Origin of the sequence: Streptomyces sp. NBC_00078 (assembly GCF_026343335.1) — a bacterium.
Lineage (GTDB): Bacteria > Actinomycetota > Actinomycetes > Streptomycetales > Streptomycetaceae > Streptomyces.
In genome coordinates, this window is record NZ_JAPELX010000001.1 from 4,852,521 (window position 1) to 4,875,512 (window position 22,992).

Genomic DNA, 22,992 nt, shown 5'->3' on the forward strand with positions numbered 1-22,992 from the left:
CTGGTGCCCGTCCGAAGCTCCGCCCCAAGTACCTGGGCGCCGAGCCTCTGCGCGTGGGAAGGGGAATCCGCTGCGGGCGGGTTCGTGCGCCCGGCCCCACTGACAGGCGATCCTCGGCTCGGACATGCCCTGATGCCGAATCGGGCACCAGCCACCATGATCGGTCTTGAGGGTGAGCGCGTGGGCGAGAGCAGAGTCCGCGCTGTGCCCTGATCGTTCCCTGGAGTAGTCACCACCCCAGGGCGATCACGGATCAGTGTCATTGGCCGGGAGGGTAGCGATGCCGCGGAGAACAGCCGCTGTTCCACGCCCAGCGGGGCGCGTCGCTCTCAAGGAGCGGATGGCCCGGTGGCAGGGATGCTCGTCGCCGTGTTCCTCGGCATCTCCGTGCAGAGTACGAACCGTGCGACGAGCGGCCCGGCCCCGTGCGGGTTCCGGAGGAGCGCTCCGTCCGCCGGATCCTGGAACTCGTGCCGATCCCTTTCGGCCCAGTGAGTCCTCGTTCCGGTTCCACCGGGGCGCCGCGACGATCACGGCTGGCTGCCGCAGCTCCGGAATCATGGCTCAATCCTGCTGTGATGCATGCAGGTCGGAGGTCTCGGCGTGACCTCTCAGAGCCGTCAGGTCGAGCCTGAGGGAAAGCCCGCTGTGGCCGCCACGGACCCGCTCTCACTCGTCCGTAGCCGCGGTTACGTGGTTCTCCTCCTGATCGCGGCGGTTATCGGCGTCCCGATCTCGGCGACGGCTTTCGGCTTTCTCGCACTCGTCAACAAGCTCCAGTCGCTCACCTACACGGACCTGCCCAAGGCCTTGGGGTTCCATGGCACGCCCAACTGGTGGCCCGTGCCGCTGCTGGCCGTGGCCGGGCTCCTCGTCGGCCCGATCGTCCGTTACCTTCCCGGCAACGGTGGACACGAGCCGGCCCGCGGGTTCGTGGCCTCGGGGCCGACCCCGGCAGTCAATCTGCCCGGCGTGGCGCTCGCCGCGCTGGCCTCACTCGGCCTCGGGGCTGTCATCGGACCGGAGGCCCCGCTCATCGCCCTGGGCAGCGGCCTCGCCGTGGGCGGGCTGCGACTGACGCGGAAGTCGTTCCCGAAACAGGCGACCGCCGTCGTGGGAGCCTCCGGCAGTTTCGCCGCGATCAGCACCCTGCTCGGCTCACCGCTGCTCGGAGCGTTCCTGCTCATGGAGATGTCCGGCTTGGGCGGACCGATGCTCGGCGTTGTCCTGGTGCCCGGATTGCTCGCCTCCGGCATTGGTGCGCTCATCTTCACCGGCCTGGGCTCATGGACAGGTCTGGGCACCTACTCGCTGACCCTGCCGAACGTCCCCCATGCCGCGACGCCGGACGCCGCCGGGTTCGGCTGGGCACTCCTGATCGGGGTAGCGGCGGCTCTGCTCGGCGTCGGGATTCGGTGGCTCGCCCTCCGCCTGCTGAAACTGGTCGAACCGCGACGGCTGACGGCCACCGTGCTCGCGGGCGTCGTCGTCGGTGTGATCGCCCTGCTCTACGCGGAGTGGACCAGCCACCCGGCATCGGGAGTCCTGTACTCGGGACAGAGCGGCCTCGGTCCCCTTCTCTCTACGAACGCGCAGTATTCGGCAGGCGCCCTTGTGGTGCTCGTCGCCTGCAAGGCGGTGGCGTACAGCGTGTCCATGGCAGCATTCCGTGGTGGCCCGGTGTTCCCCGCCGTGTTCGTGGGCGCAGCCGGAGGCATCGCACTCTCCCACCTGCCCGGTCTCGGCGTGACCGCTGGGCTCGCGATGGGCGTGGGCGCGATGTCGGCGGCCATGCTCAAAATGCCCATGACCTCCTTGTTGCTGGCCACCCTGCTTCTGGGCCTGGAGGGGCTTACCGTCATGCCGCTGGTGATCGTGGCGGTCGTGGCCTCCTACGTCCTCACGCTCAGGTTGACCCCGCCGCCGACCGCCGCACCCGCCACCGAGCAGGACGCAGGCGGGCCGCCGAGCGGCTGAGCTGCCAGGGGGTGCGGTCCGCAGTTCGTAACCTCCCGTCGGCGGCCAACGCCCGTGATCCCAAGGCCGGCTGGGCAGAGCCACCATCGGCGCTCCACGGCCGGTCAGGAGCGGCCACTGGATCCGTCTCGACATGCCGCCCGGCTCGCCGTAACCCGCACGCCCGTCTCAGCGAGCAGGTGCCCCGGCAGCGTGGCTCCCCGGGGGGCCCGGTCATGGCGCGCCGGACCAGGCCCGCTCGGTATGCGCCGGTTGCGGACGTGACTGTCGTCTACGGCTGGCGCTGCGGCGAGCTGCACGGCGCGACAGTCGGCACCGCTGACCCCAGGGCGGCGGTCTGCAGATCGCCCACCAGGCCGCGGTTGGCGATGCGGAAAGCTGTCCATGAGCGCCCCGTCGCAAAAGGTCCTGACGCAATCCACTGTCCGGCAGGCTGTATACGGGCACCTCTCGGAGCTGCTGCGGACAGGGCCGTCGGCCCGCGGTACCCGCGAGCCGGCCCCGCGAGAGCACAGCCGGCCGCGCAACACTCACGGTCCACCACCGGTTGCGGGCTGCCCCGGTGCTGCATCTCATGGATCCCATGCAGCAACAAACCTCTCCAGCAGGCGGTGCCGTGCCTCCGATGGAGCGATCGCACTGGGTGGCCTTCGCTGGAATCCTGCTATTGGTCAGCGCCCTCTTCAACCTGCTCAACGGATTTGTGGCGATCTTCAATCACGGCTACTACTCGACCGTCTATTCCGGAGGCAACCGGCTGCTCATTTTCAACTACACGGCCTGGGGCTGGATCTGGGTCGTCATCGGCATGGTGATGGCCCTGGCGGGTCTCGGCGTGCTCGTGGGCTCCAGAGCGGCGCGGCTGACGGGCATCTGTCTGGCAGCGTTCTGTCTCGTCGGTCAGATGATCTTCCTTCCGGTCTACCCATTCTGGTCTCTGTTCACGATGCTGGTGTCGGTGCTGGTCATCTACGGTCTGCTGGCCGAGCCGCGGCACGTGCACGGATGATCGTGGACCAGCCCGCCTCGATCGGCGCCCTGCCCCTGACAGTCGCCCGCGACGCCGGCCGCAAGGTCGCCTACCTGCCCGGTCTGTCCATGCGGCGAATCGCCGATCTCTACCCGGGAGGCGAAGACCGACGCCAAGGACGCCGCCGTGATCGCCGAGCTTCCAGAGCTCGCCGTTGCTCGTGGACAGCGCCGAGAGAGCGGGCCAGCGACGGGATCACGACGTCGAGGGTGGCGGTCCCGGGGACGATCACGGTCTGCTCGTCGAGCGCGTCGAAGAGCTCGTCGATCAGCCGTTGGGCCATGCGCGGGCCTTGGGACGGATCACCTCAACGAGCTTGCGGCGACCGGCTTTGCGCAGGGCGGCCGGAGATCCGTAGCGTTCCAGCAGCCAGTTGACCGCGGGGTGGTCCATACGGGGGCCAAGGACGCGCTCCAAGCTGGGGTGGAACTGGGTGAGCAGGCCGCGTATCCGGTTGGAGGTGCGGGTGGCCTCGTCAGCTCGGCGGTGCTCTCGTCGGTCAGTTCCAGCGAGCGCAGAGTGTGCGGCATGGTGCGGCCACCTGGCCTCCTACGCCGGCCTCGCCCCGACCACGAAGTCCTCGGGCACCTCGATCCACGGCGAACACGCACCCAGAGGCGGAAACCGGCAGCTCAAACGCGCGATGCTCCTGCCCGCGTTCGCCGCCCTGCACGACCCCGCCTCCCGCACCTACTACGACAAGTGCCGGGCCCGAGGGAAGACATAGAGGCACCCCCCTTGTCATTGCCGGCGGCCCACCCCTCGGCCTTCGTCCCCCTCGTCAGCGCGGCATGAAGCACCATCCAGGCTCAGCCAGAAGGCTCTTAGTACTCCAGCCGTAGATCGTGATCTCGCCGGTAGAGACGGTGAACAGAACTGTCTGGTGGGGCGCGGGTGGTTGTTAGCCGCTGATGCCTCTGTCCGCGAGAAGGTCCTTGATGCGTGCGTCAACCTGGTGGCGGTCGTAGCCCCGCCACACGATCTTGAACGGCGGCGGGCCGACCGGCGAGTCTACTTCAGACAGGGCTTTGAGATAGCGGTCGACCTGATGGCGGTCATAGCCCCGCCGCATCAGATCGAAGCCGCGGAACTCGGACGATGTCGACACTTCGCACCCCACTCCAACCCGGTAGGAAGACAGGTGCGGCCACCGCTGATCATCGGTGTGTGAAGACAGAAGACCCTGCGGTGGCCGCAGGTCACAGCGTAGTGCCTGCCCGCTGGCAGGCGATGTTCGAAGACCTGATGGGACGGATCGCGGGCCGCTTCGCGCGGGTCGAACCCCGGCGTCGGACCCGGCAGTTGGTGCTGGGGCTGCTGGCTGACCTGCCGCGCAAGAACTGCTGGACGATCGCCGAGCACACCGGGGACGCCACGCCGGACGGGATGCAGCACCTGCTCGGGCGGGCGAAGTGGGACGCCGACCTGGTCCGCGACGACCTGCGCGAGTTCGTGCTGGAGCACTTGGCCGATGACCAGGCTGTACTCGTGGTCGACGAGACCGGCGACCTGAAGAAGGGCACCCGAACGGTGGGCGTGCAGCGCCAGTACACCGGCACCGCGGGCCGGATCGAGAACGCCCAGGTCGCCGTCTACCTCACCTACACCTCCCGGCACGGCCACGCCGGCATCGACCGCGCCCTCTACCTGCCCAAGTCCTGGACCGGCGACCCGGAACGCTGCGAACAGGCCGCCGTCCCAGAGGATGTGGGCTTCGCGACCAAGCCGCAACTGGCCTGGCAGATGATCGAACGTGCCCTGGACGCCGGAGCCCGGGCCGCGTGGGCGGCCGGCGACGAGGTCTACGGCGACAACCCGAAACTTCGCACGGCGCTGGAGAGGTGCGAACTGGGCTACGTGCTCGCGGTCTCCCGCACCCACCACCTCTCCACCTCCGCCGGACCCCAACGGGCCGATCACCTCGCCAAGCGCATCCCGCGCCGGGCCTGGCAGAAACTCTCGGCCGGACACGGTGCGAAGGGACACCGCTACTACGACTGGGCGCTGATCGCCATCACCACAGACGTTCCGGGCCATCAGCACCTGATGATCCGCCGCAACCGCACCACCGGCGAACTGGCCTACTACCGCTGCTACTCGCCCCGTCCGGTCCCGCTGTCCACGCTGGTCAAAGTCGCGGGAAGCCGCTGGACGGTGGAGGAGATGTTCCAGAGCTCAAAGACACTGGCGGGACTGGACGAGCACCAGGTACGCCGCTGGGGCTCCTGGCACCGCTGGGTCACCCTGGCCCTGCTCGCGCACGCCTTCCTCGCAGTCGCCACCGCCCTCGAACGCCGCAACCAAGCCCCGGCCGACGATGGGACCAGCCCTGACGGACTGATCCCGCTCACCTGCAACGAGATCCAGCGTCTGTTCACCGCCCTCGCCGCCCGTCCCGCCCGCGACACCGCCCACCGAATACGCTGGTCCACCTGGCGACGACGCCACCAAGCCCGCGCACGCCACAGCCACTACCGCCGCCAAGCAGCCCTTCAACCATGAAGATCACGATCTACGGCTGGAGTATTAGGGGCACGCGGAGGGCACGCCACCCCAAAATTGGCTAGACAACAAACAAACCCCAGGCCACTGGCCTGGGGTTTCGCTATGGAGCGGGTGACGAGAATCGAACTCGCACTCTCAGCTTGGGAAGCTGATGTTCTACCACTAAACTACACCCGCTTGTCAGACGCCCGACCAAGTCGGCGTCCAAGTGCTCAGCCACTGTACCTCATCCGCACAGTACGAGGCCTGGGATCCATGCGCTCCAGGCCTCGTTGCGGACGGGGCGTCACCCGTCGTCGGTGGGGCCTGTCGGCGTCCCGGGCTGGATCGCTTTTGCCGCCGCCCGGGCAACCAGCACCACCCCCGTGACCGTGGCTCCGGCGTACAGCGTGGCCAGCGCGGAGAGCAGGGCGATTTTCCAAACGTCCAGGTCGGCGAGCTTGTCGACCAGGTCGCCGAGCATCACGAGCACGATTCCCAGCAGGGTGGTCGCGATCAGGAACACGCCGAACACGACGATCATGTTGCTCGTGTTGGTGACGCGGTCCACGGCCGTCTGGGCGTCGGTCACGCGATTCTTCATCTCCGCGTGGTTGCTCTCGACAGCGCGCCCCATGTCCGAAATCTCGCGGTCGATCCTTTGGCGCTGAATGTCGATTTCGGTGCGCAGGTCCTTGACGTTGCGGAAGTAGGAGAGCCCGCCGTCCTCCCCGTGCTCGCCCGCCCCGAACAGGGTGCTCAGGTAGTCGAATCCCACGTTGGCCACGGGGGTTTCAGGTGCCCGCTCAATGTCGAAGAACTGCAGATAGGCGATCGCATCGCCTTTCCGCATGGTGATGTTCTTCGGGCCCACATTTGCCACGATGAAATAGAGGCGCTCGTCGGCCTTCAGCCGCCAGTCATCGCTTTCCGGGTCCACCTCACGGCCGTAGCCGGGGTGGACCGTCGAGCCGTGCAGGACGAGAAGTCCCTTGGCGGCGAGGCCGAACCTGTCGCCGATGGTCGCGGTGACGTCGAAGTCGAACGAGAACTTCTCGATCGTGGATATCAGCGCGGTGTCGCCAGGAGCCAGGGTGAACTCGGGCATCACCCGGTCGCCCTTGATTGCCGTGTACTTGGCTTCCCCGGGATTGTCTGGAATTACCAGCAGGTCGTCACCGAGTCGAACCGAGTAGCCCGCGCCAAGCAACTGTTCGGGCTTCCATGACCCCGACCGGAAGATGCGTTCGGAGCTCTGCAGCTCGGTGAGTAGATCTTGTGGGGAGAGGAGGCAACCTGGACGGTGCGGACGCCGATCGCTTTCAGCAACCATTACCTGACCTTCTCTGGTGGTCCGGAGTGGAGCCAACCATACGGTGAACTCGCTTGCCACGGAAGGAGTTTGCGGCGCTTTGCCTGACGATGCGGGCCGGGGCGGACCGCGGCAACGGGCCGCTCGGGCATGCGCCGCCCTCACGGGGAAGCGCCACGGTAAGATGCGCGACTACCATTGAGGCGTTACCGCGGAGTCGGAGGGGGTAGGGTGACCTCAAGATTCGACGAGAATGCGTGATTGACGAGTCTTCCCCCCCCCAGACAGATCCCGATGAGGCCAAGAGGAAATGACGAGCCGGTCAGTAAAAGCCCAATGGGTCAATGGCTTGATTCGCGAGGATCCCATGTTCGGTAAAGACCTATTCGCAGACGAATCCCACTTCGACCTGCGTTTCGTGGAGAATTACGAAAAAATCACGGAAATCGTCAAGGCGCTTCGCGTTCTGGGTATGCGGGTCGTGTTGACGAGTGGTTCTTTCGATATTATTCACGAGGGCCACTCGATGTATCTCGAGGCTGCCCGGAAATACGGCGAATTCCTTATCGTCGGGCTCGACAGCGATGAGAAGATCCGCCGGCGGAAGGGCCCCAACCGTCCGGCCGTACCAGAAATGGAACGGCTGAGGATGGTGACACATCAGCGCGGCGTGGGACTCGTGACCCTGAAGCAGGTCGACCATCCCCGCTGGGCCCTCATCGACGCCGTCCGCCCCGATGTGCTGGTTGCCACGGCGGACACCTACACCGCCGAGGAGATCGCCGATCTCGAGGCGAAGTACTGCGTCCGGGTGGAGGTCCTGGAGCGCATGGCGACCGTGAGCACCTCGGCCCGTCTGCGCCGCCTCCAGCTGGGTCTCACCGAACAGGGCGACGACGAAGGCAATGGTCAGCGGCCTGCAGACCCTTCTCCCGGCAGCCCCGCGTAGAGGTCCGGTGCGCCAGTGAAGCAGACGATCCTGTACCTGCCGGTGGTGCACGCCGGCTACGAGGCATTCCTGAACCGGCATGCGGACTCCGACGAGATCCTGATTCTCGGCCGGGAGTTCACCGAGGTCTTCCCCAAGCTCGCGAAGGACATCCGGAGCCTGAGCCCGGAGCGCGCGGCGCAGCATGCCCGCCTGATCGTTCCGGACACCCGTGTACGGGTGATCGAGCCGGCCGATCTGGCCTGCGCCGTGGTCGCCGAGCTCGTCGTACTGCCCGACGAGGAAATGATGCACCGGCTCGTCGAGCTACCGGCCTTCCCGGACAAGGCCGAGCTTCGATTCGAGTCGACGTTCCTGCGCTGGGACCGCGACTGGAGCCGTGCGACGAAGCCGGCCCGATTCGACTACCGGATCTCACGGTCGAGTCTGGACCGGCGGTTCATGACCCGGGCGGACCGGGAAGCGCGGCGCAGTTCGGACTGGTGGCGGCAGGTGGGCGCGGTGGCCGCGCGCGACGGCCACGTCCTGCGGGCCGCTCACAACCACCACCACCCGACCGAGTACACGCCGTACATCGACGGAGACCCGCGCAACGACTTCAGCAGAGGCGTACGGCCCGATCTGTCCACCGCCATCCATGCGGAGGCATCCCTGGTGGCCCGGGCCGCACGGGACGGACTGAGCCTGGCGGGCTCCGACCTCTACGTCAGCACGTTCCCCTGCCCTGCCTGTGCACGGCTCGTGGTCGAGACAGGGTTCCAGAAGTGCTTCTTCGCCGGTCCGTACTCGATGCTGGACGGAGAGGAGATCCTGCGCGCGGGCGGTGTCGAGCTGATCTGGGTCGACATGACACCCGGGCAGGGTGATGCCTCCGGCGCCGCTAGCGGCCCGGAGACGAACTGAACCTCATCCGCACCGGGGTGAAGTCCTCATCGGCCGCGACCGCGCCTTCGCCGACGAGCACATGCACGTGCAGATGCCTTATGGTCCCGCCCGTGTACCGGCAGTCGCCGTTGCGGGCGCCCAGGCCGTAGTGGTCCAGGCCGTACTTCTCCTTCGTGTACGCGAGGACGTCCCAGAAGTCGGCGCGGGCGCCGGAGGAGAGTTCGAGCAGATCGGTGACGTGTTCCTTGGGGATGAGCAGCAGATGCAACCGGGTCCCGGCATACGGGAATTCATTGGGCGTGACCATCCAGTGGGCCGTCTCCCAGAGGATCTGCTGTTTCTCATGGCTGCGGATGACGTCCGGGCAGAACAGACAGATGCCCGCGCTGTCCAGCCGCTCCATCTCCGCCCGCTGCTCTTCGGTCCGGCAATTGCCGAAGTAGTACAGGGTCACCCGGGCACCCTTTCGAAACGCAGGAACGAGTGGGGCCACGTCGTCGCGCTTGCGGCGACGTCGACGCGCGACGTCTGTGCGAAGCCCTCCAGCCACCCCGATGGCATCCGGGAATCGCCTTGCACCTGCGCGTGTACGCGCGTCAGGTAGATCCTGTCGATGCTGGGAAGCGCCTGTTGGTAGACGGAGGCCCCGCCGATCACGAAGACCTCCTCGTCTCCGGACGCCTGCTCCAGCGCCTCTGCCCTGGCCAGGGCGGACGTGACCGAGGGCTGCCAGTGGACGTCCGCCGAGCCGGGACGCGGGGTCGCGCTCACCACCACACTGGTGCGGCCGGGAAGAGGACGGCCCAGGCGCGCGACGATGGATTCATGCGTGAGACGTCCGAGCACCACCGCATGCCCCTGGGTGACGTCCTTGAAGTACCGCAGATCTCCCGGTATGTGCCACGGCAGATCTCCGTCCTGACCGATGACGTCGTTATCCGAGGCGGCGACGATCAAGGACCTTCTCATGTCGCCACCGGAATGGCCCCGATGGCCGGATGCGGGTCATAGTCCGACAGGTCGAAATGCTCACCGCGGAAGTCATGGATATCGGTCACCCGGCGTCCGCTCTCGTTGAGCGTCACCGTCGGCAACCGCCGCGGTTCCCGGTCCAGCATGGCCTTCACACTGTCGACCTGGTCCTCGTAGACATGGGCGTCCGAAATGGTGTGGTAGTAGCGCGCGGCGGGGATGCCGGTGAGGTGTTCGAGCATCAACAGCAGGGCCGCGTACTGAATCATGTTGGACGGGACGCCGACGGGAACGTCTCCGGAGCGCTGGAACATGTGCAGATGGAGTTGGCCGGCGAGGACCCTGACATGGACCCAGCCGTGACAGGGGGAAATGGTCGTCTGCGGAATCTTCCCCGTCCCGCGGATCTGGTACTGCGGAATCCAGGGACTGACGAAATGAGTACGGTCGTTCGGGAGCTCGGTCAGCTGCTCCACCAGATGCTTGAACTGGTCGAAGCCTTCGCCTTCCACGGTGGGGAAATCGTGGAACGCCCCACCGTACGAGCCCGGCCCCAGATCACCCGGCGGCAGACCGCGACGCGACGTCTTCGCGTCACTGGCCCACGGCCCCCACCAGTCGCACCCGAACTCGGCCAGTTCATCGAGGGTTGTCGCCCCGTTGATGAATGCGCAGAGCTCTCCGATGGGTTTGCGCCAGAACCGGGAGACGCTTCTCTCGGTGATGATCGGAAACCCATTTGCCAATTCGAAGCTCATGGTCTGCTGCATCAGGGTCAGGGCATCCGGGCCTTGTCGCGTGGGTGCCGTGAGGCCGTGCTCCAGGATGGCACCCAAGATCGTACGATATTGCGAATCCGGTGCACGGTCCGCATACGCGACATACTTCACGAGGTTCCCTTCACTTGGCCCGGTGTCATTCTCTGCGTCAGTCTCTGCGCCAGGGCGAGGTCATGCTAGCAGCCGTGCTTACCGACTCTCCGCACGGTTATTTCCTCGTCATCCCAAAAGACATTGGTCATCATTGGTCATTCCAAGGGTCATTCCAAAGGCCTGCGAAGACCTACATGAGATCCTTGATGCTTACACTCAGGGCGGAGGCGATCTCCTGCAGATAGGTCAGGCTGAGGTTGTTCACCCTGTCGCTGTTCTGCTCCCAGTCCCTGAGCTGATCAGCGCTGAAGGCACCCGGGATCCTGGTGGATTCCGCCACCTGGCGACGCGTCATGTTCCGCAGCTCGCGCAACTCCTTGATACGTGCGCCCACCCGATGCTGTTCGAGCTGCGCGAGAGCAGTCCTGCGCTGCAGCAATTTGGGTCGCAATTCAGCGATCTCCAGATTCAGCTGCTCCTCAAGCCGTGAAATCGAGTCGTATCGCACAAGGGCGAGGGGGCTCGGGATCCCGGTCACCATACGACTGATCCTGGTGTCGATATGTGCGACCACCACAATCGGGATGATGGCTTCCTGGGCGAAAACGAGTTCCTGTCCCGCCCCCGTACTCGGATGGTGCGCGAGATAAATGAGGAAGTCGGAGTTGATGACCCGGTGGCGGTCCGTCCGGAAGACTTCCACGTCCGGCACGCTGGTGTGGTGAACCGGGTCCGTGACTTTTCTGGGCTCATACAGTCGAACGTTGTTGCGTGCGCAGACGTCGGCCACCGTGTCGGAAATCTCGAACAGGTACTTGCGCTCGTCGGCGTCCAGTCCGGTCAGGGCGGACGCCAGGTAGGCGTCGAGGTGGCCGTGCGGGACCTGGGGAGTCTGGACGCTCGGCTCTCGGGCCGCCGAGGACGGGCGATCGGGAAGGGTCATCGCTCGAATTCCGTCCTGCCGTCCAGATGCCATGTGCGCCCCCCAGACTACTCTGACGCCCCACCGCGCCCGGGTCGGACCGGAGCGGTGGCCGCCTGCGCAGGGTCGAAGCGGGGGCATCTGAGCACGCGTCAGGAGTGGGACATGCCCGCGCGGAGCGGAAGTTGGGGCGTACGGTGGAGACGCGGCGGAAGGCTCCGGCAGGTGGGGGCGCCGCCGGAAGTACCATCCCTTTGATGCCGTAACGTGGCTTTTGTCGGCAGGCGGTCGGTAGGTAGCCTGCAGCCGGACGCCGCTCTTGGGGAAGGGACTCTGGGACTTCATGGAACGCACTGTCGTCCGTTGTGCCGAGGGGCACGTGTTCACCACCGCTTCGCTTCCGATGCAGCAGGCCGAGCGACTCGGCCCTGTCCGGCTCATCAGGTGCCCAGGATGTGCCAGGTTGCGCAGTGTGGCGCCGGTTGCCCTGGAGAGGCACTAGCGGCAGGCACCGGTGTCGTGTCTGCGGCCCGCCGCATATCCTCGGGACGTGCCTTTCTCCGACATCGAGATGCGTCCCGAGCGCGGCCCGACCGCCTCCCGGCCCAACCCGGATTTCCGTCGGACGCAGGTGTGAGGGCGGCGGCATGAGCGGTGTGCGGGAGAACCTGACCTACGAGTCAGCGGACGGTCGGCGGAGGCGGGTGTGGGATCTGCCCGGCGCAGTCCTCGTCCGGGTCGGGACGCGCCTGTCGCATGCCTGAGGATCCCGACTCACGCCCATCCTCTGCGCGGGCGCGTCCGTGTTCAGGCCGCGGCACGGAAGACGTACGCCGTCATCGGGGCGGTGACCGGCCCCGGGCCCAGACGGGCCGTCATCTCCTCGATGACGGTGGCCCGGACGGCCGTTCCGTCGCCGCGCTCCTCAACGGCGGCGCGCACCGGTGTCCCGGTGAGGTACCCGGTGGCGAGGTCGGCGGTCGACGTGGCCCGGCCCTGAAGCGTCAGCTCCTGCTCGTCCTCGACGGCGAACCCGGCGGCCGCCAGATCGGCGGCCACGACGGCGGGGTTGGCATAGCCGTGCGGAACGGTCTGGAAGAAGCGTGGCGGGTCGACCGGAAAGGCCCGCTCCAGCCCGGCCTGCAGCGCGACTTCGAAGCCGTGCGTCCCGAGCGGGCCCCAGGTGTTGAACAGGAACCGGCCGCCCGGGGCCAGCACCCGGCGGACCTCGGTGAAGGCCTCGATGCGGTCGGGAAAGAACATCACGCCGAACTGGCAGACCACCAGGTCGAAGGCTCCGTCGGGGAACGGCAGCCGCTGCGCGTCGGCCTGCCGCCACACCGCGCCAGGGGCCCGGGCCGACCCGAAAGCGACCATGGACTCGTTCAGGTCGGTGGCCGTCACCTCGGCCGAGGGTGCCGCTGCGAGCAGATCGGCTGTCAACACGCCGGTTCCCGCGGCGAGTTCGAGGATTCGCCGCGGGTGGAGTGCCGCCGCCCGGGCCGTCAGGTCCTCGGCGAAGGGCCGGAAGACCACCGGTACGAGGAACTGCTCGTAGGCCATCGGCATGGATTCGGACCATCGCCGGTCGGCATTGACTCCTGTCACCCTCATGACGGTAGCGCCGCGTCGGGAAACCTCTTCCATGCCGCGCCGCCATGCACCCTGGGGCTGGACCCACCTGATGAGGCGGCAGGGCACACGTTCTCTGACACGGCAATGGTCAGCCGATGGCTGCCCCCGTTTTGTTGCTCAGGTGCCGGCCGTTCCTCTTCGCCGGCGGCAGGTCTCCAACGGGTGCAGAGGCAGTATTCCGCTCCGGTCATCGTCCTGTCCGCCCGCCACGACGAGACTGCCAAGATCAACGCCCTGGATGCCGGCGCCGACGATTACGTCACCAAACCCTTCGGCATGGGCGAACTCCTCGCCCGTATCCGCGCCGCCCTGCGCCGCGCCACCCCCGCCGACGAACAGCCCGTGATCACCACAGCGGCCTTCACCATCGACCTCGCCGTCAAGCGCGTCAGCACCGCAGCCGGCGAAATCCGCCTCACCCCCACCGAATGGCACCTGCTGGAGATTCACGTCCGCAACCCCGGACGCCTGGTCACCCAGCGCCAACTCCTCCAGGAGGTCTGGGGACCGCGCTATGAGAAGGAGACCAACTACCTGCGCGTTCACCTCGCCAACCTGCGCCGCAAGCTGGAACCAGAACCCTCCCGACCCTGCTACCTCATCACCGAGCCCGGCATCGGCTACCGCTTCACCCCCGACACTCCCGCTTGATTCCGCGTTCGCCATTCCGGAACCAACGATGGCGACGGCTCATCCGGATAAGCGGCTGTGTCTGGGAACTAGGCGAGTGTGAACCTTCGTTGGGGCGGGGGTACAGATCATCTGCAGGGCGGTCGTGCAGCGGCTTGAGCAGGTCCGGCTCTCATCACGCACCCCGTCGAGAGAAGCGCTCTGAGCGGTCTTGCGGCCTGGCACCAGCCGCTCGGCCGCTCCCTCTCCTGAGCCGGGTCAGCAGTCGAACGGGGCGTCTGGCTGGTTGGCCCAGAAGGAGAGGAACGACCACGTCTGCGCACCGATGCGGCCGTCGACTGCGATGTCGGCGCATTGCTGGAAGAACATCGTCGTGCGCCGTGTTGCCCGGCCGAAGTCCCCGTCCTCTGCCAGGTCGGTGCCTATGGCCTCGTTCAAGTAGCACTGAGCCTGTCGGACGGCCCTTCCTGCCGAGCCGCGCTGAAGGTTCGGCCGACGATTGGTGTAGTCGCAGATGTCGTCGGGGCCTTGGGCTACGAGCGTTCCGGGATGTCTGGCGGCCTGCGCGGCCTGCGCGCCGGTCACTTGGACGGTGACGGAGGGCGGACTGTGCTGCGATGCCGCGGAGGCCGGCCCGCCTGACAGCGCGAGCGGAAGAACCAGGGTCGCGGCGGCGAGGAATGCTCGTCGCATCCTCATCACCTCCAAGAGATGGGCCTCGTCCCATCGTGCGCCTGCGTATCTCCCGTTGCATCTCGCACTCTGTGCTCACAAGTCCCACCGTCACCGCCGCTCCCCGTTGAGGTGATGTGAAAAGGGGCTCCCCGCTGCTGCGGGGAGCCCCTTTTCCGGTGGTCGTGGGGTCAGAAGGTGCCCAGTTTCACGATCGACAGGAGGGCGATCAGCTGGATCGCCGAAGCGCCCAGGGCCTTGGGCCAGGGCAGGTCGTGGGAGCGGCTGACCATCATCGTCAGGAGGACGCCGGCGGCCACCCAGGTCGCCCAGCCCAGGGCCTGGACGAAGGTCGCGTTGCCGCCGAAGAACATGGCGAAGACCAGGCGGGGGGCGTCCGTGAGGGACATGATCAGCATGGAGAGGCCGACCGTGGGCTGCCAGGCGCCGTCGCCGCCGAGCTGGCGGGCCAGGGTGTGGCTGACCACGCCCAGCACGAAGGACGAGATCACCAGGGCCACGGCCGTGGTGAGGACGATGGGGACAGCGTTCGCAAGGGTGGCGGTGATCGCGTCCTGCCGCGCGCCGTCGAAGCCGAAGACCGCGAGCAGGCCGTAGAGGAACGTCACGATGAGGGCCGGGCCCCACATCGTGTAGTCCCGCATCTGGAGGAAGGTCTGGGCGGGGGACAGGACGATGCCCCGGAGCAGGTCCTTCCAGTGCAGTCGGGGGCCTGCCGGGGCCGCGGGGGTCGAGCCCGCGCGGTAGGTGCCGCCCTGGCTGTACGGGTCCTCGCCGACCGAGAACGCCTGGGTGTGACCCGGGTGGTTCGCCGCGTACGGGTCAGGGGTGCCCTGCGGTGCGTAGCCGCCGCCGTCCCCGAAGTACTCCGGCTCGCCGTACCCGCCGCCGCTGCCCTGCGGCCACTGGCCGCCGCCGTTCCCGTGCCGCTGCTGCCCGGGGTGGGGCTGCGGCGCGGGGGGATAGCCGTACGACGGGCCCTGAGGTGCCTGCTGTCCGTACGGCGGGTGTTGCGGTCGCGTTTGCGCAGCTCCGTTGTTCCGGGCGCCGCGTCCGATCCTGAATCCAGCCACGCCTTCGAACGTACCTGGTCCCGCAGAGTGGCGGGCCGGGCCCGGCGTTTCGGGCCCGGCTTTGCGGCCGAGCTGTGACATCCCCTAAGGGGACGCGCGGGTGACCCCTTAGGGAAGCACCGGGTGTAGTCGGGGGCGCCCGTGGTGGGGACGCCGTTGGCCGGAGGGCCGAGGCTCGTGGCGCCGGTGGCCGTCGCACCGCGCAGGGACCGGACCGCGCCGTCGCCGGAGTTCTCGCCCGCCGCCGAGACCGTGAGCCCTGTGCCCCGGGTGCGCGTGAAGCGGTCGCCGACGCGGTCGCCCTTCTCCGAACTGCCGGGTACGCCCCGGGTGTTCCGCGTGATGGTCCGGGCGCCGGCCGCCGGCCGCCGTCCTGAGACTGGAGGCCTGAGGCTGGAGGCCGAGCCGCACAGGACGGTGAGCGCGCCGGCGCCCGAGTTCTCGCCCGAGGCGCCGATCGCAAGCCGGGAGGCCGTCCACCGCCGCCCCGGGGTGTCCCTCGGCCCGCGTTCGTCAGTCCGCGTCCGTCAGCCCGCCAGGAACGCCGAGCTGGAGAAGGTGACGACGGGGCCGGTCGCCACCAGCCCCTTCTTCATGCCGCGATAGACGGCGATGGTGTCCTTGGTCTCGCCCCGGTACGTGCGCACCGCGAGGTCCGCCCGTCCGTCGCCGTCGAAGTCGCCGACGGCCAGCACCCGGGTGGTGCCGTGGGCCGGTGGCGCGACGGTCACCATGCCCGCCGTGGACAGGCCCGTCGTACGACCCCGGAAGACCCGGAGCTGTGAGCCGCTGGAGACGAGTTCGCTGAGGCCGTCGCCGTCGAAGTCGGCGGCGTCGAGCATGGAGCCGGGGGAGGCGAGGGTGGCACGGGCGGCGGCCGGGAGGTCGTAGCGCAGGGCCGTGTCCCCCATCGCGCCGACCGCCGCGTCCAGGGCGGCGCCTCTGCCGAAGCGGCCGAGGGCGATGTCGATGCCCTCGGGCAAGGCGGTGCCGGTGCGGGTCGGGCCGTCGGGGCCGCCGAGGACGACGGACGCCTTGCTCGTGCCCTCCGCCGCACGGACCACCAGATCGTCGTAGCCGTCCCGGTTGACATCGGCCGCCGGGCCCGTGGGGAACTCGCCCGGCGAGGGGACGGGCGCTCCGGACGCGCGAGGAGCGCCTTTACGGCTGAACGGGCCGCGCAGATAGCTGAGTCGCTCCCCGGACGCGTGCAGCACGAGATCCTCCGCGCCGTCGCCGTCGAAGTCGCCGCACACCGGCTGGTCGGGCCAGTCGTCGCCGAAGCGGGCGGCGGCGGGGACGGTGAGCGTGACTGCGTGGGTCAGCCCGCCGGGCGAACCGAAGAGGACCTGGAGGGGGACCGGAGGGCGCCCCTGGCCGTCGTAGGGCGGGTCCGTCGAGACGATCAGGTCCGTGAAGCCGTCCTTGTCCAGGTCGCAGCTCGCCTCCGCGTCGAAGACGGCGGGCAGTCGGCCCTTGGTGCGGGCCGCGTACCTGACGGGACTGATCAACTGCCGTGCACCCGGGGTGATTCCGCGCGGGCTGCCGTAGACGACACCGATGCCCGCGTCGTCGGCATGGCTCTGCGCCTTGACGAGCGCGTCGAGCACGAGGTCGCGGTGGCCGTCGCCGTTGAAGTCGTCGGGGGTTTTGCTGCCCTTGCCGTGCGGGACGGGGAGTTCGGCGGGGGCGTCGGCGATCTGTACGGGGGTGGGGTGGGCGGCTCCCGCTCCGGCGTCCCCGCCGGGTCCGCAGGCGGCAAGGAGGAGAGTGCTGCCGATGGCCGCCGCCGTACACATCCCGCCTCTTCGCCCGCGCACCGTTCACCTCGTCAGCACCGTCGACAACGCCTGGGCAATGATGCACGTGTTCGAGGTGGGGCGACAGCCCCGGGATCGGCCAACCGACTGCTCCGGCCCTGGGCCGCACGATCGCGGATGCGGTTGCGGCAGGATGGCTTCATGAGCGTAGTCAAGATCAACGTGTTGACCGTGTCGGCCGAGCAGCGGGAGGTCCTGGAGAAGCGGTTCGCCGCGCGGGCCGACGCCGTGGGGGACTCCGACGGTTTCGAGTGGTTCGAGTTGCTGCGGCCCGTCGAGGGCACTGACCAGTACCTGGTGTACACGCGGTGGCGTGACGAGGAGTCCTTCAAGGCCTGGATGGAGGGGACGATGAAGTCGGCCCACCAGGGCGGCACCGAGGGTGGCGAGCGCCCGAAGCCGGCCGCCTCCGGCTCGACTCTCTGGTCCTTCGACGTGGTGCAGTCGGCGGGTCCGAAGAACGGCTAGCAGGCTGCCTTGGGCACGGTCATCGGATCCTGAACTCGTAACGCAACCGCTGTCGCAGGGCGGGCATCACCATGCGGTCGAGCTGGATCGGCCGGTCGTCGCGGTCGAGCGTGAGCCGGGTGAGGCGCAGGACGGGGTCTCCCTGCGCGGTCCGCAGTGCGTGTCGCTCATCCTCGTCGGGCATGCCGGCCGTCACGTCCTCCCGGACGAGGAAACCGGCATGGCCCAGGCTCGCCAGCAGGGTGACGGATCCGCCGGGGATCTTGGCCGTCCCGGCCAGGCCCGTACCGCGGGCGATGTCGGCGGGGTAATAGGTGTCCGTCAGTTCGTTCGGCTCGTCGTCGAGAAGGATCAGACGCCGTCGTACGACGACGGGCTCGCCCTCCGCAATCCCGAACTGCCCCGCCACCTCGGCCGGGGCGGGCACCTCTTCGGCATGGACGATGCGCTGGGTTCCACGCCGGCCCTGTGCCGCTGCATCAGCGCTCCAGGCGTCGCCCTGCCCTTTCTCGCGCGGCGTCAGATACGGCATCGAGGTGCTGACCCACTTACTTGCACTCATGCGGGCGGTTCGGCCTCTGCGACGGGTCGCTCGGTGACGAATGAACCCAGGCCGACCTCGGCTCGGATGAGCCCTTCCGCCTTGAGGTGGGCCAGTGCCTTCTGTGCGGTCGAGACCGCGATGCCGAACTCGTTGGACAGTTCGACGACGGACGGCACGCGGGCACCCACCGGGTACTCGCCGCTGGCGATACGGGTCTCGATGGCGGAGGCGACCTGGCGCCAGACGGGTCGTGTGCGGTCAAGCTCGGGGCTCATGCGGTTGACGCTAAAACTCTGCGGTAGACCGCGCGACCGCAGTAGACTTCGGTAGACCGCGAATGAGCTGGTGTGTCACATAGAGGACCCCCGCGACGGGTGGAGCCGTCCGGGGGCATGGCCACCAGCTGAACCCTGAAACGGAGCCGATGACGTGACCGACCTTATCCACCGTCTCCTCGCCTGGATGGGCCTCCTGCTCATCCCGCGCCGAACCGAACACGTACCGCCGTCCCCTGCCGCACCACTGGAACCGTCGCTCCACCCCCTCCCGCCCCACCGCAGCCCGTACGGCCTCCACACCCCCCTCGACGGCACCGCCACCATCGCCGTACGCCCCTACCTCACCGCCCATGAACAGCGGCAACGGCGTCGCGAACTCGCTCTCGCCACGCTGGGGTTGGACATGCCCGGCTCGTACTGGATTCACGGTGTGGAGGTCGCCTGATGGAGTCGGAGTCACCTCGCCTGCTGCCCTGGCCCGGCCCCGAGGGCAAGCCCTGCTACCTGATCACCGACGACCTCGGCGGTCCCGTCTCCCGTCTCGCCGACGCCACCGAGTCGATCCAGCTCGGCATGGGGACCGAACTCCTCGCACACGCCCGCGACCTGCTCCCCGACACGAACATGCCGGCCGGTGAACTCCGTTTCCTCGCCGAGCGGTTGACCGAGGCTCTCCAGGACGCCCTCCGCGTCGCCGAGAGCCGCGGCCTGAGGTCGGGCCGCCTGAACTGACCGCCCCCGGGCGGGAAGCGCCGACGCCCCCACGTCCACGTAGGACATGGGGGCGTCGCTGCGGCCGTAGCGGCCGTGGAACTACTTCGCCGGCTCCGGCTCCGGTGCGCTCTCCGGCTCCGGCTCGCCCGCCGGGTCCGCCGGCGTCCTGACCGAGTCCAGGAGGAGCTGGGCGACGTCGACCACCTGGATGGACTCCTTCGCCTTGCCATCGTTCTTCTTGCCGTTCACGGAGTCCGTGAGCATGACGAGGCAGAACGGGCAGGCGGTGGACACGATGTCCGGGTTCAGCGAAAGGGCCTCATCAACACGCTCGTTGTTGATGCGCTTGCCGATCCGCTCCTCCATCCACATCCGCGCGCCCCCGGCGCCACAGCAGAAGCCGCGCTCCTTGTGGCGGTGCATCTCCTCGTTACGGAGGCCCGGGACGCTCGCGATGATCTCGCGCGGGGGCGTGTAGATCTTGTTGTGGCGGCCCAGGTAGCAGGGGTCGTGGTAGGTGATGATGCCCTCGACCGGGGTGACCGGGACCAGCTTGCCCTCGTCCACCAGGTGCTGCAGCAGCTGGGTGTGGTGGATGACCTCGTAGTCGCCGCCGAGCTGCGGGTACTCGTTGCCGATGGTGTTCAGGCAGTGCGGGCAGGTGGCGACGATCTTCTTGGCCGACTTCGGTTTGGCGGACTCCGGGACCACCTTGCCGTCGTCGTCCAGCTCCTCGCCGAACGCCATGTTCAGCGCCATGACGTTCTCCATGCCGAGCTCCTGGAACAGGGGCTCGTTGCCCAGGCGGCGGGCGGAGTCGCCGGTGCACTTCTCGTCGCCGCCCATGATCGCGAACTTGACGCCCGCGATGTGGAGGAGTTCGGCGAAGGCCTTCGTGGTCTTCTTGGCGCGGTCCTCCAGGGAGCCCGCGCAGCCGACCCAGTACAGGTACTCGACCTCGGTGAGGTCCTCGATGTCCTGGCCCACGACGGGGACCTCGAAGTCGACCTCCTTGAGCCACTCCAGGCGCTGCTTCTTCGCCAGGCCCCAGGGGTTGCCCTTCTTCTCCAGGTTCTTGAGCATCGTGCCCGCCTCGGACGGGAACGCGGACTCGATCATCACCTGGTAGCGGCGCATGTCGACGATGTGGTCGATGTGCTCGATGTCCACCGGGCACTGCTCGACGCAGGCGCCGCAGGTGGTGCAGGACCACAGCACGTCCGGGTCGATGACGCCGTTGTCCTCCGCGGTGCCGATCAGCGGGCGCTCGGCCTCGGCGAGCGCGGCGGCCGGCACACCGGCCAGCTGCTCCTCGGAGCCCTTCTCCTCGCCCTCCATGGTCTTGCCGCCGCCGGCCAGCAGGTACGGGGCCTTGGCGTGCGCGTTGTCGCGCAGCGACATGATCAGGAGCTTCGGGGAGAGCGGTTTGCCCGTGTTCCAGGCCGGACACTGCGACTGGCAGCGGCCGCACTCGGTGCAGGTGGAGAAGTCCAGCAGGCCCTTCCAGGAGAACTGCTCGACCTGGGAGACGCCGAAGACGTCGTCGTCACCGGGGTCGGTGAAGTCGATCGGCTTGCCGCCCGAGGTCATCGGCAGCAGGGCGCCCAGGGAGGTCTCACCGGTGGCGTTGCGCTTGAACCAGATGTTCGGGAAGGCGAGGAAGCGGTGCCAGGCCACGCCCATGTCGGTCTTCAGGGCGACCGTGATCATCCAGATGAAGGAGGTCGCGATCTTCAGGCCGGCGAAGAAGTAGGTGAGGTTCTGGAGCGTGGAGACGTCCAGGCCCTTCAGCCACGAGACCACCGGGTACGAGATGAAGAACGAGGCCTCGTACGCGTCCACGTGGTGCTGGGCGCCCTCCAGCGCGTGCAGCATGAAGATGCAGACGCCGACGATGAGGATGACGGCCTCGACGAAGTACGCCTGGCCGAAGTTGGAACCGGCGAAGCGGGACTTGCGGCCCGGACGGTTCGGCTTGCTCAGCTGGCGGATCACGATCAGGACCGCGATGCCGAGCACCGTCATCGTGCCGATGAACTCGACGAAGACGTTGTACGGAGCCCACTCGCCGATGACCGGCAGCAGCCAGTCGGCCTGGAACAGCTGGCCGATGGCGTTGACGATCGTCAGGAGCAGCGAGAAGAAGCCGACTGCCACGAACCAGTGCGCCACACCGACGATGCCCCAGCGGTTCATCCGGGTATGGCCGAGGAACTCCCTGGCCACGGTGACGGTGCGCTGGACCGGCTCGTCGGTACGGGTGCCCGCGGGCACGTCCTGGCCGAGCCGCATGAAGTTGTAGATCTGCACGATCGCGCGGGCGAACAGGGCCACGCCGACCACGATCAGAACCAGCGACACGATGATCGCGGCGAGTTGCATTTGGGGGCTCCTCGGGCCTGCGAGGGGTTTCGTTCGAGGGCGGGGCCTCGACATTACTAAGCGGTAACTTATGCGGTCCGTCTGAGACTACCCCCATCTTCCATCGCACTGTAGCCAGCCGTTTGGTGATCTGTGTCGCTGAGGGTTGCCTTAAGGGCCGGGTTCAAGGTCTCTGACGATCCGATCGTGTTATTCATGCCAAATTGGTACATTCGCGCCTAACTTAGATCCGTGCTCTACGGGATCGTCGCCGCCACCACCGCCCTTCTGCTCGCCGCCGTGCTCACCGCACTGCTGCGGGTGCCTGCCCTGCGCCTCGGGGTCGTCGAGCGCAGACGGCAGCGGCAGCGGCCCCTTCCGCTGTTCGGAGGTGTGGCGGTGGTGCTCGCCACCTGCGCGGTCGCGGTGGCCGGCGACCGGGCGGGTGTCGCGCCGCTCGGATCCGGGGTGGGCAGGCTGCTCGCCGCGGGGGCCGCGGTCTCGGCGCTCGGGCTCATCGCGGACCTGCGGCGGGTCAAGGCGCGGGTGCTCGTCGCCGGTACCGCCGTGGCGGCGGCCTGGGTGGTGCCGTACGACGAGATCGGGGTGCCCGCCGGTCTGCTCGCCGTCTGCTGGATCGTCTTCGTCGCCGTCGGGTACAAGGCCCTCGACCATGCCGACGCGCTCGCGGGGACCGTCGGGGTCGTCACCGCCTTCGGCGTCGGCGCCTGTGCGGCGGCCGAGGTGATGGACGGGCTCGCGGTGCTGCTGAGCGTGCTGGCCGCCGCACTGACGGGGTTCCTCATGCACAACTGGCCTCCCGCGCGCGTGGGACTCGGTGCGTGCGGGTCGCTGTTCGCCGGGTTCGTGCTCGCGGCGTCGGCCGTGTTCACCCAGGCCGGTTACGGGCTGGCGTCCAGCGCGGGGGTGCTGTTCCCGCTCACCGCGGTGGCGAGCGCCGACGTCCTTCTCGTGGTCCTGTCGCGGCGACTGGCCGGGCGGCCGTTGCTGCGGGGCGGGCCCGACCATCTCGCCCACCGGCTGCGGCGGTTGGGGCTCACCCCGCAGGGGGCGACCGTGCTGCCCGGGATCGGGGCGTTCGCCGGGGTGCTGGTCGGGGTGCTCATGCACATCGGGTGGACCGCCGAGTCCGGGGTGTTCTGGGTGGGGGCGGGGACGCTCATCGTCGTACTCCTGCTGCTTCGGGTGCCGGTGTACGGAGTCCGCAGACCCGTCCCCGCGCAGACCGGAAGAGCCACACAGGCCGGGAGAGTGCTGTCCACGCAGGCCGGGAGACCCGTGTCCACGCAGGCCGGGAGGCCGGTGTCCACGCAGGTCAGCGGCCACTTGCGTGTAAGGAACGGATAAGAGTT

Annotated in this window: 22 protein-coding genes, 1 tRNA gene and 4 pseudogenes; 12 read left to right on the top strand and 15 right to left on the bottom strand. The window is 68.1% G+C overall.

All coding sequences use genetic code 11. The features are described 5' to 3' along the window. Window positions 1-582: 582 nt before the first annotated feature. From OOK07_RS22730 to OOK07_RS22740, 3 genes and pseudogenes are all read left to right on the top strand, one after another. A complete protein-coding gene (locus tag OOK07_RS22730) occupies window positions 583-1,977 on the top strand; it encodes a chloride channel protein (RefSeq protein WP_406312182.1) in 1,395 nt (464 codons plus the stop codon). 625 nt (window positions 1,978-2,602) lie between these two features. Then, complete coding sequence (locus tag OOK07_RS22735; RefSeq protein ID WP_524540338.1) at window positions 2,603-2,986, top strand: DUF7144 family membrane protein; 384 nt, start codon at window positions 2,603-2,605, stop codon at window positions 2,984-2,986. Then, a pseudogene (locus OOK07_RS22740) lies at window positions 2,983-3,145 on the top strand (IS110 family transposase); the annotation flags it as partial. The gene OOK07_RS22735 and the pseudogene OOK07_RS22740, both read left to right, overlap by 4 nt. Here OOK07_RS22740 and OOK07_RS22745 read toward each other — a convergent pair. Then, window positions 3,141-3,543 (bottom strand): annotated as a pseudogene (locus tag OOK07_RS22745) (IS110 family transposase); the annotation flags it as partial. The pseudogenes OOK07_RS22740 and OOK07_RS22745 overlap by 5 nt on opposite strands. A gap of 2 nt (window positions 3,544-3,545) precedes the next feature. On the opposite strand from OOK07_RS22745, the pseudogene OOK07_RS22750 reads away from it, so the two are divergent. Beyond that, window positions 3,546-3,731: pseudogene (locus OOK07_RS22750) on the top strand (transposase); the annotation flags it as partial. 177 nt (window positions 3,732-3,908) lie between these two features. Here OOK07_RS22750 and OOK07_RS22755 read toward each other — a convergent pair. Further along, on the bottom strand, window positions 3,909-4,115 hold the full coding sequence (locus tag OOK07_RS22755; protein WP_266798176.1) for a hypothetical protein: 207 nt from the start codon (window positions 4,113-4,115) through the stop codon (window positions 3,909-3,911). A gap of 137 nt (window positions 4,116-4,252) precedes the next feature. On the opposite strand from OOK07_RS22755, the gene OOK07_RS22760 reads away from it, so the two are divergent. Beyond that, entirely contained in the window at window positions 4,253-5,509 is a 1,257-nt protein-coding gene (locus OOK07_RS22760) for an IS701 family transposase (protein WP_266802008.1), read from the top strand. 106 nt (window positions 5,510-5,615) lie between these two features. Here the strand turns inward: OOK07_RS22760 and OOK07_RS22765 are convergent. Then, window positions 5,616-5,689 (bottom strand) — tRNA-Gly (locus tag OOK07_RS22765). A gap of 109 nt (window positions 5,690-5,798) precedes the next feature. Beyond that, on the bottom strand, window positions 5,799-6,824 hold the full coding sequence (locus OOK07_RS22770; RefSeq protein WP_266682607.1) for a dCTP deaminase domain-containing protein: 1,026 nt from the start codon (window positions 6,822-6,824) through the stop codon (window positions 5,799-5,801). A gap of 289 nt (window positions 6,825-7,113) precedes the next feature. Here OOK07_RS22770 and OOK07_RS22775 point away from each other — a divergent pair, with 289 nt between their 5' ends. Both OOK07_RS22775 and OOK07_RS22780 read left to right on the top strand, forming a co-directional pair. Next, window positions 7,114-7,752, top strand: coding sequence for an adenylyltransferase/cytidyltransferase family protein (locus OOK07_RS22775; RefSeq protein WP_266682608.1), 639 nt, complete (start codon window positions 7,114-7,116; stop codon window positions 7,750-7,752). 15 nt (window positions 7,753-7,767) lie between these two features. Next, complete coding sequence (locus OOK07_RS22780; protein WP_266682609.1) at window positions 7,768-8,655, top strand: deoxycytidylate deaminase; 888 nt, start codon at window positions 7,768-7,770, stop codon at window positions 8,653-8,655. Here the strand turns inward: OOK07_RS22780 and OOK07_RS22785 are convergent. The 5 genes from OOK07_RS22785 to OOK07_RS22805 all read right to left on the bottom strand — a co-directional run bounded on the left by OOK07_RS22785 (window position 8,633) and on the right by OOK07_RS22805 (window position 13,017). After that, window positions 8,633-9,091, bottom strand: a complete 459-nt coding sequence (locus tag OOK07_RS22785) for an HIT family protein (protein ID WP_266798177.1) — start codon at window positions 9,089-9,091, stop codon at window positions 8,633-8,635. The two genes, OOK07_RS22780 and OOK07_RS22785, sit on opposite strands and share 23 nt — an antisense overlap. Further along, on the bottom strand, window positions 9,088-9,594 hold the full coding sequence (locus OOK07_RS22790; protein WP_266798178.1) for a dihydrofolate reductase: 507 nt from the start codon (window positions 9,592-9,594) through the stop codon (window positions 9,088-9,090). The genes OOK07_RS22785 and OOK07_RS22790 overlap by 4 nt, the downstream gene beginning before the upstream one ends. Before the next feature lie 8 nt (window positions 9,595-9,602). After that, window positions 9,603-10,499, bottom strand: a complete 897-nt coding sequence (gene thyA, locus OOK07_RS22795; protein ID WP_266798179.1) for a thymidylate synthase — start codon at window positions 10,497-10,499, stop codon at window positions 9,603-9,605. 172 nt (window positions 10,500-10,671) lie between these two features. After that, a complete protein-coding gene (locus OOK07_RS22800) occupies window positions 10,672-11,424 on the bottom strand; it encodes a helix-turn-helix domain-containing protein (RefSeq protein ID WP_266682613.1) in 753 nt (250 codons plus the stop codon). A gap of 786 nt (window positions 11,425-12,210) precedes the next feature. Continuing rightward, a complete protein-coding gene (locus OOK07_RS22805) occupies window positions 12,211-13,017 on the bottom strand; it encodes a class I SAM-dependent methyltransferase (protein ID WP_266798180.1) in 807 nt (268 codons plus the stop codon). Window positions 13,018-13,191: 174 nt separating this feature from the next. Here OOK07_RS22805 and OOK07_RS22810 point away from each other — a divergent pair. Then, a pseudogene (locus tag OOK07_RS22810) lies at window positions 13,192-13,689 on the top strand (winged helix-turn-helix domain-containing protein); the annotation flags it as partial. Between the two features lie 237 nt (window positions 13,690-13,926). Here OOK07_RS22810 and OOK07_RS22815 read toward each other — a convergent pair. The 3 genes from OOK07_RS22815 to OOK07_RS22825 all read right to left on the bottom strand — a co-directional run bounded on the left by OOK07_RS22815 (window position 13,927) and on the right by OOK07_RS22825 (window position 17,233). After that, window positions 13,927-14,361 (bottom strand): peptidoglycan-binding domain-containing protein, encoded by a 435-nt coding sequence (locus OOK07_RS22815; RefSeq protein ID WP_266682615.1) that lies wholly within the window; start codon window positions 14,359-14,361, stop codon window positions 13,927-13,929. A 170-nt stretch (window positions 14,362-14,531) separates the two neighbouring features. Then, entirely contained in the window at window positions 14,532-15,515 is a 984-nt protein-coding gene (locus OOK07_RS22820) for a YIP1 family protein (RefSeq protein ID WP_266798181.1), read from the bottom strand. A gap of 446 nt (window positions 15,516-15,961) precedes the next feature. Continuing rightward, on the bottom strand, window positions 15,962-17,233 hold the full coding sequence (locus OOK07_RS22825) for an FG-GAP repeat domain-containing protein (protein ID WP_266798182.1): 1,272 nt from the start codon (window positions 17,231-17,233) through the stop codon (window positions 15,962-15,964). 162 nt (window positions 17,234-17,395) lie between these two features. Here OOK07_RS22825 and OOK07_RS22830 point away from each other — a divergent pair, with 162 nt between their 5' ends. After that, on the top strand, window positions 17,396-17,722 hold the full coding sequence (locus tag OOK07_RS22830) for an antibiotic biosynthesis monooxygenase family protein (protein WP_266798183.1): 327 nt from the start codon (window positions 17,396-17,398) through the stop codon (window positions 17,720-17,722). Between the two features lie 19 nt (window positions 17,723-17,741). On the opposite strand, the gene OOK07_RS22835 is transcribed toward OOK07_RS22830, so the two are convergent. After that, complete coding sequence (locus tag OOK07_RS22835; protein ID WP_266798184.1) at window positions 17,742-18,284, bottom strand: GntR family transcriptional regulator; 543 nt, start codon at window positions 18,282-18,284, stop codon at window positions 17,742-17,744. Next, a complete protein-coding gene (locus OOK07_RS22840) occupies window positions 18,281-18,541 on the bottom strand; it encodes a GntR family transcriptional regulator (protein WP_266798185.1) in 261 nt (86 codons plus the stop codon). Before OOK07_RS22840 ends, OOK07_RS22835 begins: the two co-directional genes overlap by 4 nt. 154 nt (window positions 18,542-18,695) lie before the next feature. On the opposite strand from OOK07_RS22840, the gene OOK07_RS22845 reads away from it, so the two are divergent. Together OOK07_RS22845 and OOK07_RS22850 are read left to right on the top strand one after the other, a co-directional pair. Further along, a complete protein-coding gene (locus OOK07_RS22845) occupies window positions 18,696-18,989 on the top strand; it encodes a hypothetical protein (protein WP_266798186.1) in 294 nt (97 codons plus the stop codon). Then, the gene (locus OOK07_RS22850) at window positions 18,989-19,276 is read left to right on the top strand and encodes a hypothetical protein (RefSeq protein ID WP_266798187.1); all 288 of its coding nucleotides are present in this window, start codon (window positions 18,989-18,991) and stop codon (window positions 19,274-19,276) included. Before OOK07_RS22845 ends, OOK07_RS22850 begins: the two co-directional genes overlap by 1 nt. An 81-nt stretch (window positions 19,277-19,357) precedes the next feature. Here OOK07_RS22850 and OOK07_RS22855 read toward each other — a convergent pair whose 3' ends face one another. Continuing rightward, window positions 19,358-21,640 (bottom strand): (Fe-S)-binding protein, encoded by a 2,283-nt coding sequence (locus OOK07_RS22855; RefSeq protein WP_266798188.1) that lies wholly within the window; start codon window positions 21,638-21,640, stop codon window positions 19,358-19,360. 231 nt (window positions 21,641-21,871) lie between these two features. On the opposite strand from OOK07_RS22855, the gene OOK07_RS22860 reads away from it, so the two are divergent. Next, on the top strand, window positions 21,872-22,987 hold the full coding sequence (locus OOK07_RS22860) for an MraY family glycosyltransferase (protein ID WP_266682622.1): 1,116 nt from the start codon (window positions 21,872-21,874) through the stop codon (window positions 22,985-22,987). Window positions 22,988-22,992: the final 5 nt, after the last annotated feature.

Excerpts from the sequence above, each read along its gene's own strand:
- OOK07_RS22730 (WP_406312182.1), top strand. The coding sequence starts at position 583 with ATGCAGGTCGGAGGTCTCGGCGTGACCTCTCAGAGCCGTCAGGTCGAG.
- OOK07_RS22735 (WP_524540338.1), top strand. The coding sequence starts at position 2,603 with ATGGAGCGATCGCACTGGGTGGCCTTCGCTGGAATCCTGCTATTGGTC.
- OOK07_RS22760 (WP_266802008.1), top strand. The coding sequence starts at position 4,253 with ATGGGACGGATCGCGGGCCGCTTCGCGCGGGTCGAACCCCGGCGTCGG.
- OOK07_RS22770 (WP_266682607.1), bottom strand. The coding sequence starts at position 6,824 with ATGGTTGCTGAAAGCGATCGGCGTCCGCACCGTCCAGGTTGCCTCCTC.
- OOK07_RS22775 (WP_266682608.1), top strand. The coding sequence starts at position 7,114 with ATGACGAGCCGGTCAGTAAAAGCCCAATGGGTCAATGGCTTGATTCGC.
- OOK07_RS22800 (WP_266682613.1), bottom strand. The coding sequence starts at position 11,424 with ATGACCCTTCCCGATCGCCCGTCCTCGGCGGCCCGAGAGCCGAGCGTC.
- OOK07_RS22805 (WP_266798180.1), bottom strand. The coding sequence starts at position 13,017 with ATGAGGGTGACAGGAGTCAATGCCGACCGGCGATGGTCCGAATCCATG.
- OOK07_RS22815 (WP_266682615.1), bottom strand. The coding sequence starts at position 14,361 with ATGCGACGAGCATTCCTCGCCGCCGCGACCCTGGTTCTTCCGCTCGCG.
- OOK07_RS22820 (WP_266798181.1), bottom strand. The coding sequence starts at position 15,515 with ATGTCACAGCTCGGCCGCAAAGCCGGGCCCGAAACGCCGGGCCCGGCC.
- OOK07_RS22825 (WP_266798182.1), bottom strand. The coding sequence starts at position 17,233 with ATGTGTACGGCGGCGGCCATCGGCAGCACTCTCCTCCTTGCCGCCTGC.
- OOK07_RS22830 (WP_266798183.1), top strand. The coding sequence starts at position 17,396 with ATGAGCGTAGTCAAGATCAACGTGTTGACCGTGTCGGCCGAGCAGCGG.
- OOK07_RS22835 (WP_266798184.1), bottom strand. The coding sequence starts at position 18,284 with ATGAGTGCAAGTAAGTGGGTCAGCACCTCGATGCCGTATCTGACGCCG.
- OOK07_RS22840 (WP_266798185.1), bottom strand. The coding sequence starts at position 18,541 with ATGAGCCCCGAGCTTGACCGCACACGACCCGTCTGGCGCCAGGTCGCC.
- OOK07_RS22850 (WP_266798187.1), top strand. The coding sequence starts at position 18,989 with ATGGAGTCGGAGTCACCTCGCCTGCTGCCCTGGCCCGGCCCCGAGGGC.
- OOK07_RS22855 (WP_266798188.1), bottom strand. The coding sequence starts at position 21,640 with ATGCAACTCGCCGCGATCATCGTGTCGCTGGTTCTGATCGTGGTCGGC.